The organism is Lentzea sp. NBC_00516, from assembly GCF_036346835.1.
GTDB classification, from domain to species: Bacteria; Actinomycetota; Actinomycetes; order Mycobacteriales; family Pseudonocardiaceae; genus Lentzea; species Lentzea sokolovensis.
The window spans coordinates 3861989-3878896 of record NZ_CP107840.1 but is presented as its reverse complement, the minus strand read 5'-3'; the positions used below and the strand labels follow the sequence as shown (position 1 = coordinate 3878896).

Sequence of the window (16908 nt, the reverse complement as noted above, 5' to 3'; positions counted from 1 at the left end):
AGTCGGTCCAGCGGAGGCCTCACAAAAGAAACACCTCTCGCAGTTCCGCGACCATCAGCTCCGGCACCTCCAACGCCGCGAAGTGCCCGCCGCGCGCCATCTCCGTCCACCGCACGATGGTGTGGTTGCGTTCGGCCATCCGCCGGATCGGCACGCCCACGTCGTGCGGGAACACCGCGACCGAGGTCGGTGTCGCCGACGGCGGTTCCAGCTCGCCCCACGTTTCGTCGCCCTCCTGGTAGTAGCGCGCCGACGAGCCCGCGGTCCGGGTGAACCAGAAGATCGAGACGTTGGTCAGCAGCGCGTCGAGGGGTACCCCGATCTCCGGGTCGCTCCACGTGTGGAACGCCCATTCGATCCACTCCAGCTGCGCGACCGGCGAGTCGGTGAGCTGGTGGGCCACCGACTGCGGCCGCGTGCTCTGCATCGACACGTAGCCGAACTGTTCGTAGTCGTACCGGAAAGCCTTCTCCACGGACCTGCGCTCGGCCTCGATCTCCATGTCCGCCGTCTCCTGGGTGACGCCGGCGGAGAAGATCTGGTTGACGTGGATGGCTTTGACCTCGTCGCGCATGCCGAGTTCGCGCGTGAGCTTGGCGCCGAAGTCGTAGCCGTGCGCGAGATAGCGGTCGTAACCCAGGCGCCGCATGAGTTCCGCGAACACGTTCGCCACGCGGGGGATGGTCCAGCCGAGCTCCCGGGTGGGTCCGGAGAAGCCGAAGCCGGGCACCGACGGGATCACCAGGTGGAAGTCGCGGGCCAGCGGTTCGATCATCTCCTCGAACGCGAAACCCGTCGCCGGCCAGCCGTGGGTGAGCAGCAGCGGTTCGGCGTTCTCCTTGGCGCTGCGGACGTGCAGGAAGTGCACCTGTGCGCCGTCGATCTCGGTGACGAACTGCGGGATCTTGTTGAGCCGCCGTTCCTGTTCGCGCCAGTCGAAGTTCCGCCAGCGGTGCACGAGTTCCCGCAGGCGTCGTTGTGGCGTGCCCTGGGCCCAGCTCGCGCCCGCCGGGTCGGTCGGCCAGCGGGTCTGGTCGAGACGGCGGTGCAGGTCGTCGAGGTCGGACTGGGGGATGGAGATCTCGAACGGCTTCATGCCGGCGACGCTATTTCGCCTGTAGGACAGTTACGGTCCTACAGTGGCCTCTGCTCGTTTGCTGAAGTTGCTCGGTCTGCTGCAGTCGCGCCGTGAGTGGTCCGGCGCGGAGCTCGCGGACCGGTTGGGCGTCACCACGCGCACGGTCCGGCGTGACGTCGACCGGCTTCGTTCGCTCGACTATCCGGTGCACGCGTCGATGGGCACGTCCGGTGGTGGCTACCGGCTCGGGTCGGGCGCGCGGTTGCCGCCGTTGCTGTTGGACGACGACGAGGCCGTCGCCGTGGCGGTCGGGCTGCGCACCGCGAGTGGCTTCGAGAACATCGGTGAGACGGCCGTGCGCGCGTTGCTGAAGGTCGAGCAGGTGCTGCCTTCCGCGCTGCGGCACCGGGTCGCGGCGCTGGAGATCGCGACGGTGCCGCACACCTCTCCGGCTCCCGCGGTCGATGCCGGGCTGTTGACGTTGGTGGGGACGGCCTGCCGCGACCGGCAACGGATCCGGTTCGGCTACGTCGGGCACACAGGGGAGGAGTCGCAGCGGGAGGCCGAGCCGCATCGGCTCGTGACGTGGGGCCGGCGCTGGTATCTGGTCGCGTGGGACCTCGTGCGGGAGGATTGGCGGACTTTTCGGCTCGATCGGATGAGCGTGCGGACCCCGTTCGGTGCCCGCTTCACACCCCGTGAGATTCCGGGCGGTGACGCGGGGGCGTTCGTGGCGGCGCGCGTCGCCGACCGGTGGCCCGTGCAGGGCGTTGTGCGACTGAGCGTGCCCGCGTCGGCGGCCGTGGGGTGGCGCAGCTACGGCGAGGTTTTGGCTGTGGACGAAACGTCGTGCCATGTCCGGGTCGGAGGCGAGACCATGGACGACGTGGTGTTCATGCTCGCGAGCATCACGGTCGAGTTCGAAGTCGTCTCCCCGCCGGAACTGGCCACGGCACTGCTCCGAGCCGCGGACCGGTTTCGCAGGGCGGCGAAGTTCTAGAGAATTTCTCAGGGTCCTGACAGCAGACTCCTAGCTGCACGCGGCTTAGTGGAGGTCAGGGAGGTCCGCCATGCTGATCGATCGCACCATGCCACTGGCCACCATGCCGTTGGGCACCGCGCTCACCGTGACCCACGCGTCGGATCGTGGGCCGCGCAAGTACAACGCCGACGCCTTCGCACAGCACCGCCGCACGTTCGTGGTGGCCGATGGCGTGGGCGACTCCGCGTCCGCCGCCGAAGCCGCGTGGGCAGCCGCACGAGCCGCCGCCCTGCTGACGGACCCGGTCGCCGCGATCCTGGCCGCCCGTGACGCCCTCCAGGTGCACTCCGGCGACGCGGTGATCGTCGTCGCCACGGCCCGTCCGGACGGTGGCTTCGACGTGGCGTGGGCAGGCGACTCCCGCGCGTACGCCTCGAACGGCTCGGACCTGGTTCAGCTCACCACGGACCACACGGTCGCCGAGTACTTCCGCGAGCGCGGCATCAAGGCCGAACCGCGGATGGAACACGTCGTCACGAACACGGTCCGCCACGCCACGCCCGAGAACATCGGTCGTGCGATGACTCGTGCGCCGCGGCTCGCGCTCGTGTCCGATGGTGTGTACGGGCCGTTGGGGCACAACGGGATCGGGGCGATCATGTCCGGGCACGCCTCGGCGGAGCGTTTGGTGCGTGCGGCTCTCTACGCGCGCGGCACCGACAACGCGACGGCGCTCGTGGTCAGCTGACCTTCCGCTTCTTCTTGCTGGCCTCGACGCTGCGCTGCAACGCCTCCATGAGGTCCACGACCCCGGTGGCCTCGGCGGGCTCGTCCTCGACCTTGACCTTGCGGCCCTTCTGCTTGGCCTTGATCAGCTTGTTGACGCGCTCGGTGTAGGTGTCGCGGTAGTTCTTGGGCCGCCAGTCGTCGGCCATGGACTCGACCAGTGACACCGCCATGTCGAGCTCCTTGCCGCGCGGCGCCCGGCCCTCCGGGGTCACGTCCAGCACGTCCTTCGGCTTGCGGATCTCGTCCGCGAAGAACAGCGTGTGCACGGCGAGGATGCCCTTGTCCTCCGTCAGCGCTGTGAGGTACTGCTTGCCGCGCATGACGAACATGGCGATGCCCGCCCGGTTCGTCTTCTTCATCGCCTGCGCGAGAAGCAGGTACGGGCGGGAGAACTCGGGCTTGGCCGGCCCCAGCCAGTAGGTCTTCTGGAAGTGCACCGGGTCGATCTCGTCGATGTCCACGAACGCCTCGATGTCGAGCGTGCGGCTGCGGCCCGGCGCGATCTCGTCCAGTTCCTCCGGCTCCACGACCACGTACTCGCCGCTGTCGACCTCGTGCCCCTTCACGATCTTGTCGTAGGGCACCTCACGGCCGGTGCGCTCGTTGACGCGCTTGTAGCGGATGCGGTCGGACGTGCCGCGCTGGAACTGGTTGAAGTGCACGGTGTGGTCCACGGTGGCGCTGTACAGCTCCACCGGGATGCTCACGAGTCCAAAACTGACCGAACCGCTCCAGATCGCCCTCGCCATGCAGGTCAGGTACCCAGCGGAGGGCGCGGTTACTCGTCGAGCCGCGTGAGGCCTGGGTTGCTACGGTCGCGGCCGTGAGAGTCGTCGTGCTGTCCGACACGCACGCGCCGCGGTTCTGGAAGCGGTGCCCTGCCTCGGTGGCGTCACACCTGCGGTCGGCGGACCTGATCCTGCACGGCGGCGACGTCTGCGTGGCGCCGGTGCTGGACGAGCTGGCGCAGTACGCGCCCGTCATCGCGGTGTGCGGCAACAACGATGGTCCCGACGTGGTGGCCTGGGGCGCGCCGGACGTGGTCGAGACCGAGATCGGCGGGCTGCCGTTCGCGATGATCCACGACAGCGGCCAGAAGGCCGGCCGGATGGCGAGGATGCGCCGCCGGTTCCCGGCCGCCGAGCTCGTCGTGTTCGGACACTCGCACATCCCGTGGGACGAGCAGGAGGACGGCGTCCGGGTGTTCAACCCCGGTTCGCCCACGGACAAGCGTCGTCAGCCGCAGGGCACCATCGGGTTGCTGGACATCGAGGACGGCGTCCTGCTCGACGCCCGGATCGTGCCGGTCACGCGCTGACTTCGACGTCCTTCCGCGCCCAGGCCGCGAGTCGCGGGCCGAGTGCTTCGTAGACCTGCGGGTCGAAGCCCATGCCAGTGTGCGTGCTGCGCACCTCGACGCATTCCGCGCACGGGTCCTGGCACAGCTCCCACGGCACGATGCCGTCCAGCCGCGAGAAGATGGAGATCGCGGGGACCTTCAACGGTTCGGCGAGCGCCTTGATGTGGTCGTCGTAGCAAGGCCCGCGCATGCAGTCGTCGTCGAGCAGCCCAGGCACACCCGCGGCGGCCAGGCGGGTCAGGAACCGGGCGACGCGCAGGACGTTGGGATGCGCGCCCATCGGATCGAGCACGGGGCTGCCCAGCATCACCAGGCCGTGCACGAGGTCGGGACGCCGGGCGGCGGCGAGTCGCGCGAGCCAGCCGCCGCGACTCTGGCCGAGCAACACCACCGGACGGCCGGTGAGCTCGGCGTGCCTCTCGGTGCTGTGCAGGAGCTTCGTCAGCAGCTCCGCGGTGCAGCCGATGGTGAACCCGACTCCGGAGCGGCCGGGGTGGTAGCCGCGGGCCCGCAACCACGACCCCGCGGGGGACAGGCTGGCCTCACCGGCGCCGAAACCCGGCACGAGCACGACGCCGAGGCCGTTGCCCTCGTGCGGATCCGTGCTGCGCCACACCGGGTGGCGCAGCAGCCTCGGCACGTCCCACACCGCCCTGACCACGCTCTCGCGGGAGGCGGATCGCAATCCGTCGAACATGTATGTGGATTGCCGACTATTCGGTGGCTAAACCTTTCATGTTCGCACCACGATGGTGCGCAGCGAGGCGTGCCCTGCCCGCCAGCCGGTCGACACGGCGACGTACCGCGCGGTGGTGTCGGCGCCATAGGTCCTGCCGTCCACGCTGTACGTGACGGTGTGCGGTGGCACCGGCCCGACTGTCCACTGCAGATCGACCTCGCCGATCGCGCGGGTCGTGCCGAGGTCGACGACCATGCGGCCGTTCGGTCCCGGCTTCCACGCGGTGTGCTGCTCGCCGTCGACGGCGGCGGCCGGATCGCTCATGCCAGGTGGCAGCACGGAATTCGGGAACGTGACGCGGCCCAGCGCCAGGTCGTTGATCGGGAACGGCGTGGCGAGCGGCATGCTCACCGTGCGCTCGGCCCTGCCCAGCACGACCGGAAGGCTGCGGCCGTCGCGGTGGGTCAGCACGAACATGGCCGGGCCGCCGCGAAAAGTGACCCGCTGCCCGTCGTGCACGACGGCGGTGATGTCCGGCGGGATGCCACGGGCGGTGAACCAGGGCGCCTCGATCCGCGCGGTGGCGGAGGGCAGGTTCAGCGCGTACTCGGTGCCGTCGCGGGTGGTGACCTGCGTGCCCCGGTACAGGCGGGTGCCGCGCAGCCGGACGGTTCCGGTGACGTCGGCGCCGGACAGGTTGAACAGGCTGAGGAATCCGTCCGCGGTGCTCGCCCGCACTCCTGGAGGGCACTCCGGGGCCTGCTCCGCCGCGATCTTGCGCAGATCGGCTCGGACATACCCCTCGACGAGCCCTGCGGGGACGATGATCGTGTCGCCCTGCACCGTGATCGGCTCGGCGGACCGCGCGACGAACCCCGCCCGGCCGTCCACGTCGAGCCAGCCCGGCGTGCTGAGGTCCGGCCGCGGGTACTCGGCCACCGTCGTCCACGCGGCGCCGTCCGGCGACGTCTCGACGCGGTACGCGACCGCAGCCGCTGTCTCCCAACGCAAGCGCACGCGTTGCACGCTCGTTGCGGTGCCGAGGTCGACGGTGATCCAGCTGTCCGCGCGGCCGCGTTCGGCACGGGCGACGGCCCAGCGCGTGGCCGGGTTGCCGTCGGTCGCCTTCGCCGGTTCGAAGCCGGGATCGAACGACGACGCCGTCACCGATCCCTGACCTACCTCGAACTCGAACAACGAGTAGCCGTAAGTGGGATGCGGGGTGATGCCGACCATGCGGACGTGACGTGCGGACGTCGCCGGGAACGTCAGTTCGTCGACCCGGAACCCTTCGCGTGCCTGGACCGTGACGCGGCCCGCCGATCCCGTGAAGGTGCGGGAACCGGTGAGGCCGGGCATCCCGGCCATCGCGAGGTTGTGCACGTCGACCCTGCCGGGGCGGGGGAGTGCGCACACGATCGTGCCGGTCGGCAGGGTGGCGGTGCCGGCGAACCCGTCCGCGAACCGCAGCAGGCTCGCGGTCGCGTCAAAGCCGTCCCGTACCCGTTGGTAGGCAACGGTGTTGCGTCCGGTGACGGCCACTGGTGGCAGCAGCATCGGGGTCGCGCCGCTGATCTTGAACAGCCAGTCGTCGTGCGCGGGCTGCCAGGCGAGTTTCGTGAACCCCGGCTTGGTCACCGTGCCCGCCCACGCGGCCGCCGACTGGTGGGTCAGCAGGCCGGGGTCGGCGCCGTGGTCGATCGTGATCGCGGCGCGAGTGAAGAAGTCCGTTGCCGGGGCCACCGGTGGGCGCAGTTCGTGCAGCAGGTAGCTGATCGCGAGCTCCGCGCGTGCCTCCGGCTCGTACTTGGCCTCGCCGGAGAACTTCGCGAGCCGGTACACGGGCGGATGTGCCTGGTAGGCGAGCAGCCGCGACGCGAGCGCCGTCTCGGCCCACGCCGCCATCGGGTCGCGCAGCACCGTGGAGCGGAAGGCGAGCGGGATGACGTCACGGCCGTAGAGGTGTTCCCGGTCGTTGACCATCGGCATCAACGGCTCGCCGGCGTCGCTCATCGTGGCGAGGATGGTGCGCCACAACAGTTCCCCGTTGGGTTGCTTGGTCAGCACCTCGGGCAGCGGCCGTCCCGCGAGCAGGAAGTGCACGGCGTTGCGTCCGGAGGTGCGCCAGAGTTCTTCCTGGTAGTGCGGGCCGAACGAGCCGTGGTTCTCGACGATGAACGTGTCGTGCAGGTTCGTGGCGGTGTTGGCCGAGATCGGCGTGCCGTCCACTGTGGAGGGATTGGCGAGGTCGGCGGCGGGCAGTCCCGCCTCGTTGCGGCTCCAGCGGCCGAACGCCTCGCGCCAGCCAGGTCCGTCGCCGTGCCAGGCCAGTCCGGGCGCGAGCGCTTGGGCGTAGACGCCCATCTCCTCCAGCTTGGTGTCGCCGCGGTGTCCGCCGGTGAGGCCGTTCGGCGTCCAGCTGCCGGAACGCGGGTCGTTCGCGGTGCCGAGCGAGGTCGTGTAGTCGGCCTGGCCGCGTGCGATCGCCTCCACGTTCACGCGGGTCTGCGCGTCGAGGTCCGGCCAGAGCAGCCGGGCGGCCAGCACGAAGTAGGACTGGAACGTGGTGTCCCAGAACAGGGTCTTGCCCCACTCGGTGCCGCCCGCCAGCACGTTGCTCGCCGCGAAGTGCTTGATCGTGGCGAGCGTGTGGTCGCGCAGAACGTCCTTCTCGACGCCTGCCAGGGACGCGTCGTAGCTGCCTCGGGTGAGCAGGACGGCGTTGCCGAGCACGACCGCGAACCCGAAGTCCGTGCGCCGATACCGTCCGGCTGTGGCGTCGTACTGGGTCTCGGCCCACCTCGTGTGCCTGAGCAGCACCTCGTAGTAGGTGTCTCTGAGCTGTGCGAACGAGACTTTCGGCGCGACCGCCAGCACACCCGTGGCGTAGAGGAACGTTCTGCGGTTGATCAGCACGTCAGCGCCGCCTCCGCCCAGTCGGCGTGGTCGAAGTTGCGGCCGTCGCCGCCGTCGGTGACGCGAAGGCTGAGCATCCGGACGTCGCTGACGTCGACGTCGATCGGCACCGCCGCGCCCTTGCCTGCCAGTACTCCGCTGTCGTACAACGGTTTGTCGTCGCCGTAGACCTGGAACGAGACCGAGCCCGGTTGTTCGGTCTCGTCGTCGAGGCCGATCTTCGCGGTGAGGTGCTCGCAGCCGCGGCCGAGGTAGACCGAGACCTCGGACGGCGCGTGCGTGCCGAGTCCCTTGGCGTAGGTGACGCCACCGACGGTCAGCGCGTTGCCGTCGTCCCCGGTGTTCTCGCCGTTGGACCTGTCGCGTTCCACCGGGCCCCAGCCGTTGGTCTCGCTCATGAACGGCAGATCGCTGACCTGGGCCCCGTTCGCCGGCGTCGGGGGCGGCACGAACGCCTTGACCGCCTGCTCGACGTGCACGCCGCCGAAGGTGGCGACGATCGGCACGTCCACCGGGCCGACCCGCGTGCCCGCCAGAAGCTGCCAGCTCCCGCTGATCGACTCGCCCGGCGCGAGCCTGCGGCGTTGCACGGCCGGACCGCTGACGGACCAGCCCTCGGGTGCGGTCGCGGTCAGCTTGACGTCGCGGATCTCCTTGTCGCCGTTGGTGAACGTGCCGGTCACCTCGACAGTCGACCCCGCCGGGGTGTCGACCTGGCCGGTGGGCGTGACGGTGAGCGTGGTCTTCGGGACCTGCCGGATCGGCTGGTCGCAGGTCTGCAGCCCCGGCCGGTACCGGCAGATGACCGCCGCGAAGCCGCCGTTGCGCTGGACGGGCACGCTGAGGGTGTCGGAACCGCGCAGGATCTGACCGTCGCGGACGACGTCGGCCCGGATGGCGGGATCGCGGACGGTCTCCACCAGCCACTGCCCGCCGCCGAGGAACCCGAGCGGCGCCTGGAGAGTGCGGTCCTGGGTGGCGATACCACCGACGAACCACCGGTCGCCGTTGCGGCGCGCGACCACGGCGTGCGAGTCCGGATCGCCGTTGAGCAGCCTGGTCTCGTCCCAGACCGTCGGGATCTGGTCGAGATAGCGCAACGCCTGTGGATGCCGTTCGTAGGCCTCGGGTTTGTCCGCGAAGTGCGTCCAGCCCGACTCGTAGACGACCGGCAGCGCGACCTCGTGCGCGATCGACGCCTCCTTCGTGCCGACTTCCAGCGACACCGGCGTGTAGTCCATCGAACCGGCGACGTTGCGGGTGAAGAACTGCACGGTGTTGTTGGCAGCGGGCGGATAGTTCTCGGCGCCGCGCACGGCCTCCATCGTGAGCACGTGCGGCCACGTGCGCGCGAGGCCGTGCGGGATGGTGGAGCCGTGGAAGTTGACCATCAGCTTGAGGTCGGCCGTCTTCTGCAACACCGCGTCGTACCAGCGATAACGGTCCTGCGAGTCGGACTCCATGAAGTCGAGCTTCACGCCCTTCGCGCCCCACTGCTTGATCCTGGGCAGCACGGTGTCGCGTTCCTGCGGGGTGTCGAGGTCGCTCCAGTGCAGCCACAGCAGGATCTCCACGCCCTGCGCGCGGGCGTACCGGATGAGCTCCGGCACCCACGCGGCGCTCCAGCCCTCGTCGACCAGCGCGTACTCCCAGCCGTTGCGGGCGGCGAAGTCCACGTACTGCTTCTGCCGCGCGAAGTCACTCGGACTCGAATGTTCGCTCAGCCACGACCACGCGACCTTGCCCGGCCTGATCCAGCTCTGGTCGGCGAACTTCGCGGGACCGGCCAGGTCGTCCACGAGCGTGGAGGTGCTGACCGTGCCGAGATCGCCGACGATCGCGGTGCGCCAGGGCGTGGTTCCGGTCGACGCGACCTGGGCGTCGGCCAGCACGACCTGGAAACCGTTGCCGCTCCTGCGCAACCTGCTGCCCGCGTACCGTCCGTCCACATCGGACTCGGTGAGCAGCGCGAAGTCCTGTCCCGTCTGGAACAGCGACGGGTAGCCGAAGTCGCCGGTGGCCTCACCCGCGGTCGTGCGCACGCGGTTGGCCTCGTACCAGGCGTTGTAGGGGAGCAGCCACGCCTTCGAGTCCGCGGGAACGCTGAAGCTCGACGCCTCTCCGGTGATCGTCGCCGGGGCGGGCAGCACGTAGCGGTAGGCGACGCCGTCCGCCGAGGCGCGCACGACCAGGTCGAAGCTGCCGCTCGCGTTGCGGAAGCCGAACCTGGCCTCGTTCATCCGGGTGGAGCGCTGCAGCCGTTTGCCGGTCGGCATGGTGTAGCGGTCGATGACAACGCGGTCACTGCGGCCGGTGGACGTCAGGTCCTTGGTGAGGTCCGCGGTGGTCGTCGTGAGGCCGACCGCGGCGGGCTGGAGCACCGTTCTGCCCTGCCGTCGCACGGCTATCGTCAGGTTTCCGCTGTTCAGAGCTACTTCCGCGACGACCTGGCCAGGGCCTGTCACCGTCCAGCCGGCAGGTGCGGCGACGGCGGGCGCGGCGGGCAACAGCAGGGCGAGCACGAGTACGAGCAGTCGTGACATCGTTGTCAGCTCCCGGTGTGAGACCGCTCCCATCGTGTGGGGCCGTTCGTTTCCGGTCAAGAGGCTGATAGTTATCAGTCGATTTGCGGACAGATGAGGAGATCTTCATCTTGGTCTCATGCGGGACTACTCCGGCTGGGGCATCGTCGGTCGCATGCTGCCGTCCGCCCGCACCGGCACGGTCCTCGTGGCCGTGCTTAGCGTGGTGTGCGCGCTCGCGGCCGTGCTGCTCGTGCTCACCGTGGCGCGACCGGTTCCGCCCGATGTGCGAGCACCGGAGGTCCAGATAGGACGATCGGCCCCGCCCGCTCCGTCCTCCTCCGCGGTTCCCACGACCACACCCGGCTCCGTGCTGCCCCCGCCACCGCCGGTCGAAGACGACGACGATGGCGAGGACGACTGACGTGCCCGCACGCGTGAAGATCATGTGCTGGCTCCTCGGCCTCATGACGCTCGTCCTCGGGACCGTCGTGGTCGTGGTGTGGCGCTTCCTGCTCGTCGACGTCGACGACCGCGTCAACCGCGCCCTGGAACAGGAGACCGGCGAGTTCAGCACCTACGCCGAGACGCACGCCGGCGACGCCCGCGCCGTCGCCGAGGCCCACCTGCGCCTGCAGTACCCCGACGAGCACGAGATCCACCTCGCCGTTCTCCCCGGCGGTGTGCTCGTCCAGCGTGCCGAGATGACCTACGCGCTGGAGAACGACCGCGCGGCGCTGGGCGTGATCACCTCCTCAAGCGCGCCCTGGGGAGTGGTGTCCACTCCGGCCGGTCCGTTCCGCTGGGCGAAGGTGCACACGGCGGCCCCCGCGGAGATGTGGTTCGTCACCGGCTACTTCGAGGACGGAGTGCACGCCCCGGTGCACTCGACGGTGCGCGTGCTCGTGCTGGTGTCACTGGCGGGGTTGCTGATCGCCGCCCTGATCGCCTGGTTCGTGGCCGGGGTGATCCTCGCGCCGATCCGCGTGGTCCGCCAGGCGGCGGCCGAGATCACCGAGGACGACCTCACCCGCCGCATCCCGGTCTCCGGCAACGACGACGTCGCCGCGCTGGCCCAGCAGTTCAACTCGATGCTGGACCGCCTCGACCGCTCGTTCCGGCTGCAGCGCCAGTTCCTCGACGACGCCTCCCACGAACTGCGCACGCCGATCACCATCGTCCGCGGCCACCTGGAACTGCTCGGCGACTCACCGGAGGAACGCGCCGCCGTCGTGCGGCTGTGCACCGACGAACTCGACCGCATGGCCCGCCTGGTCGAGGACCTGCTGCTGCTGGTCAAGTCCGAACGCCCGGACTTCCTGCGGCCCGTCGTGGTGAGCCTGCCCGAGCTCACCAGCGACATCGACGCCAAGCTGCGCGCACTGGGCGACCGCCGCTGGGTGCTCGAGTCGATCGCGGAGGGCGAGGCCGTGCTGGACCCGCAACGCGTGACCCAGGCCGTCCTGCAACTCGCCTCGAACGCGGTCCGGCACACGACCGAAGGCTCCACGATCCGGTTCGGATCCTCAGTGGACACCGCGGTCTCCTTCTGGATAGCCGACTCCGGCCCCGGCGTGAGCGACGAGTCGTTGCTCTTCTCCCGCTCCACGGGCCTCGGCCTGCCGATCGTCAAGGCCATCGCCGACGCGCACGGCGGTGCCGTCCAGGTACGTTCGGTGGCGGGGCAGGGAGCGACTTTTGTGGTGGAGGTACCGCGATGACCGGCCGGATCCTGATCGTCGAGGACGAGGCCCGCATCGCCTCCTTCGTGGAGAAGGGCTTGCGCGCCAACGGCTTCAGCACGTCCGTGGTCGCCTCCGGTGCGGACGCGCTGTCGTGGGCCGCGTCCTTCGACCTGGTGGTGCTCGACCTCGGACTGCCGGACCTGGACGGCTTCTCCGTGCTGCGTTCGCTGCGTGCCCAGGGCGTGCAGACCCCGGTGATCATCCTGACCGCGCGTGACTCCGTGCACGACACCGTCGCCGGTCTGTCCGGCGGCGCCGACGACTACATGACCAAGCCGTTCCGCTTCGAGGAACTGCTGGCCCGCGTGCGACTCCGGCTGCGCCCGCCCGGCGTGCCCGAGTCCACCGTGCTGTCCGCCGGGACGTTGTCGCTGGACCTGCGCACCCGCCAGGCCGTGCTGCCGTCCGGCTCGGTGGACCTCACCGCCCGCGAGTTCGCCCTGCTGGAGCTGTTCCTGCGGCACCCCGGCCAGGTTCTCGTGCGCGAGCAGATCCTGTCGCACGTGTGGGGCTACGACTTCGATCCTGGGTCCAATGTGGTCGATGTGTACGTGCGCTCGCTGCGTCGCAAGATCGGGGCGGAGCGGGTGGAGACCGTGCGCGGCATGGGGTATCGCCTCGTGTAGATGAAAGCTCCTTCATCCGGGCTTCACCGCCGGATCAGCGTGGTTCCGCAGGATCGTCCTCGTGATGCTGACGCTGGTGGTCTTCGCGGTGGCGGTGGTGCTCTGGACGTGCACGCCGCTGGACGACACGTTCGTCGCTCTCGCCGCCGTGGTCGTCCTGCTGCTGTTCGGCGTGCTGCCGGCCTCGGCCCTGGCGGTGCTGGGCGGCTCGACGACCTGGCTGCTGATCGCGGCCTTCGCGCTGGCGTCCGGCGTCTCGGCATCAGGGCTGCCGGCCCGCCTCGCGACGTCGCTGGCAGGCCGTGCCCGTTCGGTGCGCGGGCTGCTGCACCTGACGGCGTTCGCCTTGCTGCTCACCGCTTTCCTCGTGCCCTCGACCTCGGGCCGCGCCGCGCTCGCTTTGCCCGTGCACGGTGCGTTGCGGGGGCGCGTGAACTCGCGGGTGTCGCGCGCCCTCGGGGTGCTGTTCCCGTCGGTGATCCTGCTGACCGCGGTGGCGACCCTGGTGGGTGCGGGAGCGCACCTGATCACCAGCGCGCTGCTGGAGCAGGCGACGGGGGAGGGCATCGGGTTCGGGCAGTGGCTGGTGCTGGGGCTGCCGCTCGCCCTGGTCAGTGCGCACGTGACGGCCGAGGTGGTGCTGTGGCTCTTCACGACCCGCGCGGATCGGGCGGAGCGGCTCGGCGCGGAGCCGCTGGACGTGGACCAGTCCACGCTGGTGACGGCAGCGCGGAGCGAGGGTCCCCTCCTGGGGGTCCCCTGTTCTAATTCTCCCAGACAGCACCGACAATTCCGGGCGCTCTCGGGATCGCTGACCATCCCGCTGCCTGCGGAGGCCCGCCCTGCGGAGGCCCGCCCCGCTGAACCCCGCCCCGCTGAACCCCGCCCCGCTGAACCCCGCCCCGCGGAGGCCAGCCCCGACGAGGCTCACCGAACCGTGGCTCGCGTCGTCGTGGCCCGCCCCAACGATGCCCGTTCCACCGCGGCCCATTCCACCCAGGCCCGTTCCACCGCAGGCCGTCTCTCCGCAGCCCGCCCTCGCGTGGTCGCCACACCGGCACCACCGGCCGCGCCCAAGACCGTCCGCTCATCCGTCGCCGGCCTGACCAGGCCCGAACTCACCGCCCTCACGATCCTCGCCATCGTCTCCGCGGCCTGGCTCACCAAACCCTGGCACCACGTCCCACCCGAGGTCACCGCGTTGGCCGGCGCCATCGCCATCACGACCCCACGCCTCGGCCTCACCACGCTCAAGCAGGCGATGGCCGAGATCCCGTGGTCCCTCCTCCTGTTCATGGCCGCCACCACCATGCTCGGCACCGCCCTGGTCGGCTCCGGCGCGGCAGCGAGCATCGCGACCCTGATCAGTCCGTCCCACCTGCTGCCGACCGTGATCGCGGTGAGCCTCCTCGCGCACCTCGTCGTCCAGTCCCGCTCGGCCCGGTCCTCGGTGCTGATCCCGATCGTCATCCCGCTCGCGGTCGCCGCCGGACTCAACCCCGCGGCCCTGGCCTTCGCCTCCACCGCCGCGGCCGGCTTCTGCCACACCTTCACGTCGTCCGCGAAACCGGTCGCGCTCTTCGCCGACGCCTACTGCCCCAGGGATCTGCTCAAGCTCTCCGCGGTCCTGGCCCCGATCACCGGCGCGCTCGTCCTCGCCTGCGCCGTCCTCCTGTGGCCGCACCTCGGCCTCCCACTGAAATGAGGTCACCGATGCGTTTTCTGGTAGCTCCCAGCGGTTTCAAGGAGTCCCTCGACGCGTGCGAGGTCGCCGACGCGATCGAACAGGGCATTTACCGGGTGGTCCCCGGTGCGGTCGTGGACAAGGCGCCGCTCGTCGACGGCGGTGAGGGCTCGGCCAAAGCGCTCGCGGAGGCGACCGGCGGCCGGCTCGTCCCCGCCCTGGTCACCGGGCCGATCGGCGAGCAGGTGCCGGCCGGCTTCGCGTTGCTCGGCGGGCCGGGACCCCGCACCGCCGTGGTCGAGATGGCGGCCGCGGCAGGCTTGCGGCTCGTCCCGAACGGCCACCGCGACCCGGCCACGACCACCACGTACGGCGTCGGCGAACTCGTCCTCGCCGCGCTGGACCTCGGCGTCGACCGGATCCTGGTGGGGTGCGGCGACTCCGGCACGTCCGACGGCGGTGCCGGCGCGTTGCAGGCGCTGGGAGCGCGGATCACCGACGCACGGGGCCGCGAGATCGAACGCGGGGGAGCGGCCCTGCTCGGCGCCAGGGCGCTCGACCTGTCCGAAGTGGATCCCAGACTGGACAAGGTCGAGATCACCGTGGCCTGCAACCAGCACAACGTGCTGTGCGGCGACCGAGGCGTGGCAAGGGTGTTCGGGCCGCAGAAGGGCGCGACACCGGCGCAGGTCGAACTCCTCGCCGCCGCCCTGGACAACTGGGCGGACCTGCTCGGCCCGGAAGTCCGCACCATCCCCGGTGGCGGCGCGTCGGGCGGGCTCGGTGCCGGCCTGCACGCGCTCAACGCCACGCTCGTGCCGCGCTTCGAGGTGATGCTCGAGCACTCCGACCTCGACGCCCGCCTGCCGCACGCCGACCTCGTCATCACCGCGGAAGGCGCCATCGACGGCCAGACCCCGCACGGCAAGGTGCCCGCGGAGGTGGCGCGCCGGGCCAAGAGGCACGGCAAACCCGTCATCGCGCTCGCCGGCACGATCGGGGAGAACGCCCGCGCCACCCACGACGTCGGCATCGACGCCTACGCCAGCATCATCGCCGCCCCGGTCGCGCTGGACGTCGCGATGGCCACCGCCGCGGCACTCCTCACCGACGCCACGGAACGGACGCTGCGACTGGTCCTGGTCGGCGCGGCGCTCACATGACGACGATCTCGATCTCCCTGCCGAGCTTCGCGCCGCCCAGCAGGTCGAGGTCGTCGCCGCTCCAGAACTTGCCGGGGTCGTACCAGTTGGGCCTGCGCCGGGGCAGCAACCCCATCTCCTCGTACGTCACGGCCACGATCTCCGCGCAGAACGCGCTCTCGATGGTCGAGTCCCCCTTGGGTCGCAACGGAATCCGCCCGCGCGCCCACCGCGAGGCGAGCTTGGCGGTGGACGGGAACGGCGTGCCGTCCAGCCGCGCCACCGTCCTGAGCGCCGCGTCCTCCATCTCGCGCGTCACCTCGTGGTCGAGCTGCCGCAACCAGGCCCGCTGCCCGTACTTGTCGTGCCACGTCACGACGGCGTCGCGCAGATCGTGCAGCTGGGCGCCACGCTGATGGGTGCCCGACCACATGTCCTTGAGGGACTTGCCGAGCTCGGCGTGCCACATCAGCGGCGGCATGTCGTCGATCACGATCGCCATGCCGACGTGGTTGACCGGGCTGTTGGTCATGGCCTGGATCGCCCGGTCCGCCGCGCTGCGCCCGCGGAACACCCACACGTCGCCGGTGCGGGTCATCTCGACGGCTTTGTCCAGTGTTGTCGCCATGACCGACTAGCCTAGGCACATGAAGCTCTGGAAGCTGCTCGGCATCGCCGCTTTCGCGGGTGTCGCTGCCAGCGGCGCGGTCGTCGCCCGGAACCAGCGCCGCCGCGAGGCCTACACGCCGGACCAGATCAGGGAACGGTTGCACGAACGGCTGGCCGAGGCGTCCCGCTCGGAATGAGCCGGTAGGCCACGAAGGCCGCCACCGCGAGCAGTGCCGCCGCCACCAGTGCCGTGCCCTGCATGGCCTCCGTGAACGTGCCGGTGGCGGCCCACGCCGACAGCACGGTCCCGAGCACCGCGATGCCCAGCGCCGCGCCCAGTTCGTACGCGGTCTCGGACACCGCTGATGCCGCGCCCGCCTTGTCCGCCGGGACCGCCGACACCACGGCGTCCGTGGTCAGGGTCAGCGCGAGCCCGACACCGGTCCGATCACCGCGATCGCGAGCATGCCCGCGACACCGAGCGGCAGTTCCCGCAACGGAGACAGACTCCAGCGGCGTCGCCGTTCTTCATCGTCGAATTGTTCGATTCGAAAGTCGCTCATTTCGCCGGTCGGTCCCCGGTGGTTGCTGTGAGAATCCTGTACATCCTCTGAGCGAGAACAAATCTCCGAGTCGGCAATCTCTTGACGTGTGCACGGCGAGGGAGTCATCATCTGGAGCGATTTCACGCCCAAGTGGGCGGTGTGCTCGCGATCAGCGCCGGACGGGTGTCCAGGCTGCTGCCTGGTGTTCGCAATGACGCGAAGGGAAACGCC

17 protein-coding genes are annotated in these 16908 nt (G+C 70.2%); 9 read left to right on the top strand and 8 right to left on the bottom strand.

Annotated elements, in window-relative coordinates; genetic code table 11:
• Nucleotides 1–19: 19 nt before the first annotated feature.
• Nucleotides 20–1096 (bottom strand): epoxide hydrolase family protein, encoded by a 1077-nt coding sequence (locus tag OG205_RS17030; protein ID WP_330277230.1) that lies wholly within the window; start codon nucleotides 1094–1096, stop codon nucleotides 20–22.
• Nucleotides 1097–1139: 43 nt separating this feature from the next.
• Here OG205_RS17030 and OG205_RS17025 point away from each other — a divergent pair, with 43 nt between their 5' ends.
• On the top strand, nucleotides 1140–2078 hold the full coding sequence (locus OG205_RS17025) for a helix-turn-helix transcriptional regulator (protein WP_330277229.1): 939 nt from the start codon (nucleotides 1140–1142) through the stop codon (nucleotides 2076–2078).
• Nucleotides 2079–2148: 70 nt separating this feature from the next.
• Nucleotides 2149–2808, top strand: coding sequence for a PP2C family protein-serine/threonine phosphatase (locus tag OG205_RS17020; RefSeq protein WP_330277228.1), 660 nt, complete (start codon nucleotides 2149–2151; stop codon nucleotides 2806–2808).
• Here the strand turns inward: OG205_RS17020 and ku are convergent.
• A complete protein-coding gene (ku, locus tag OG205_RS17015) occupies nucleotides 2801–3556 on the bottom strand; it encodes a non-homologous end joining protein Ku (protein WP_442916786.1) in 756 nt (251 codons plus the stop codon). The two genes, OG205_RS17020 and ku, sit on opposite strands and share 8 nt — an antisense overlap.
• A gap of 116 nt (nucleotides 3557–3672) precedes the next feature.
• Between ku and OG205_RS17010 the strand changes: the two genes are divergently transcribed.
• Entirely contained in the window at nucleotides 3673–4167 is a 495-nt protein-coding gene (locus OG205_RS17010; protein WP_330277226.1) for a metallophosphoesterase family protein, read from the top strand.
• Here the strand turns inward: OG205_RS17010 and OG205_RS17005 are convergent.
• From OG205_RS17005 to OG205_RS16995, 3 genes are read right to left on the bottom strand one after another with little or no spacing between them, the layout of a single operon-like run.
• Nucleotides 4157–4906, bottom strand: coding sequence for an alpha/beta fold hydrolase (locus OG205_RS17005; protein ID WP_330277225.1), 750 nt, complete (start codon nucleotides 4904–4906; stop codon nucleotides 4157–4159). The two genes, OG205_RS17010 and OG205_RS17005, sit on opposite strands and share 11 nt — an antisense overlap.
• A 36-nt stretch (nucleotides 4907–4942) precedes the next feature.
• On the bottom strand, nucleotides 4943–7804 hold the full coding sequence (locus tag OG205_RS17000; RefSeq protein WP_330277224.1) for a discoidin domain-containing protein: 2862 nt from the start codon (nucleotides 7802–7804) through the stop codon (nucleotides 4943–4945).
• Nucleotides 7798–10347 (bottom strand): glycoside hydrolase family 97 catalytic domain-containing protein, encoded by a 2550-nt coding sequence (locus OG205_RS16995; protein WP_330277223.1) that lies wholly within the window; start codon nucleotides 10345–10347, stop codon nucleotides 7798–7800. Before OG205_RS16995 ends, OG205_RS17000 begins: the two co-directional genes overlap by 7 nt.
• A 118-nt stretch (nucleotides 10348–10465) precedes the next feature.
• Here OG205_RS16995 and OG205_RS16990 point away from each other — a divergent pair, with 118 nt between their 5' ends.
• The 5 genes from OG205_RS16990 (at nucleotide 10466) to OG205_RS16970 (ending at nucleotide 15544) form a co-directional block, all read left to right on the top strand.
• Nucleotides 10466–10750: a hypothetical protein gene (locus OG205_RS16990; protein WP_330277222.1), complete on the top strand. Its 285-nt coding sequence runs from the start codon at nucleotides 10466–10468 to the stop codon at nucleotides 10748–10750.
• A gap of 1 nt (nucleotide 10751) precedes the next feature.
• A complete protein-coding gene (locus tag OG205_RS16985; protein WP_330277221.1) occupies nucleotides 10752–12047 on the top strand; it encodes a sensor histidine kinase in 1296 nt (431 codons plus the stop codon).
• On the top strand, nucleotides 12044–12697 hold the full coding sequence (locus OG205_RS16980) for a response regulator transcription factor (RefSeq protein ID WP_093587879.1): 654 nt from the start codon (nucleotides 12044–12046) through the stop codon (nucleotides 12695–12697). Before OG205_RS16985 ends, OG205_RS16980 begins: the two co-directional genes overlap by 4 nt.
• Before the next feature lie 64 nt (nucleotides 12698–12761).
• Nucleotides 12762–14402 carry an SLC13 family permease gene (locus OG205_RS16975; protein ID WP_330277220.1) on the top strand — a complete coding sequence of 547 codons (1641 nt, stop codon included), beginning with the start codon at nucleotides 12762–12764 and terminating at the stop codon, nucleotides 14400–14402.
• A gap of 8 nt (nucleotides 14403–14410) precedes the next feature.
• Nucleotides 14411–15544: a glycerate kinase family protein gene (locus tag OG205_RS16970; protein ID WP_330277219.1), complete on the top strand. Its 1134-nt coding sequence runs from the start codon at nucleotides 14411–14413 to the stop codon at nucleotides 15542–15544.
• Here the strand turns inward: OG205_RS16970 and OG205_RS16965 are convergent.
• On the bottom strand, nucleotides 15537–16151 hold the full coding sequence (locus OG205_RS16965; RefSeq protein WP_330277218.1) for a hypothetical protein: 615 nt from the start codon (nucleotides 16149–16151) through the stop codon (nucleotides 15537–15539). The genes OG205_RS16970 and OG205_RS16965 overlap by 8 nt on opposite strands.
• Before the next feature lie 19 nt (nucleotides 16152–16170).
• On the opposite strand from OG205_RS16965, the gene OG205_RS16960 reads away from it, so the two are divergent.
• A complete protein-coding gene (locus OG205_RS16960; protein WP_319973040.1) occupies nucleotides 16171–16329 on the top strand; it encodes a hypothetical protein in 159 nt (52 codons plus the stop codon).
• On the opposite strand, the gene OG205_RS16955 is transcribed toward OG205_RS16960, so the two are convergent.
• Together OG205_RS16955 and OG205_RS16950 are read right to left on the bottom strand one after the other, a co-directional pair.
• Entirely contained in the window at nucleotides 16280–16534 is a 255-nt protein-coding gene (locus tag OG205_RS16955; RefSeq protein WP_442916785.1) for a hypothetical protein, read from the bottom strand. The two genes, OG205_RS16960 and OG205_RS16955, sit on opposite strands and share 50 nt — an antisense overlap.
• Nucleotides 16535–16554: 20 nt before the next feature.
• Nucleotides 16555–16695, bottom strand: a complete 141-nt coding sequence (locus OG205_RS16950) for a hypothetical protein (RefSeq protein ID WP_330277217.1) — start codon at nucleotides 16693–16695, stop codon at nucleotides 16555–16557.
• Nucleotides 16696–16908 lie beyond the last annotated feature (213 nt).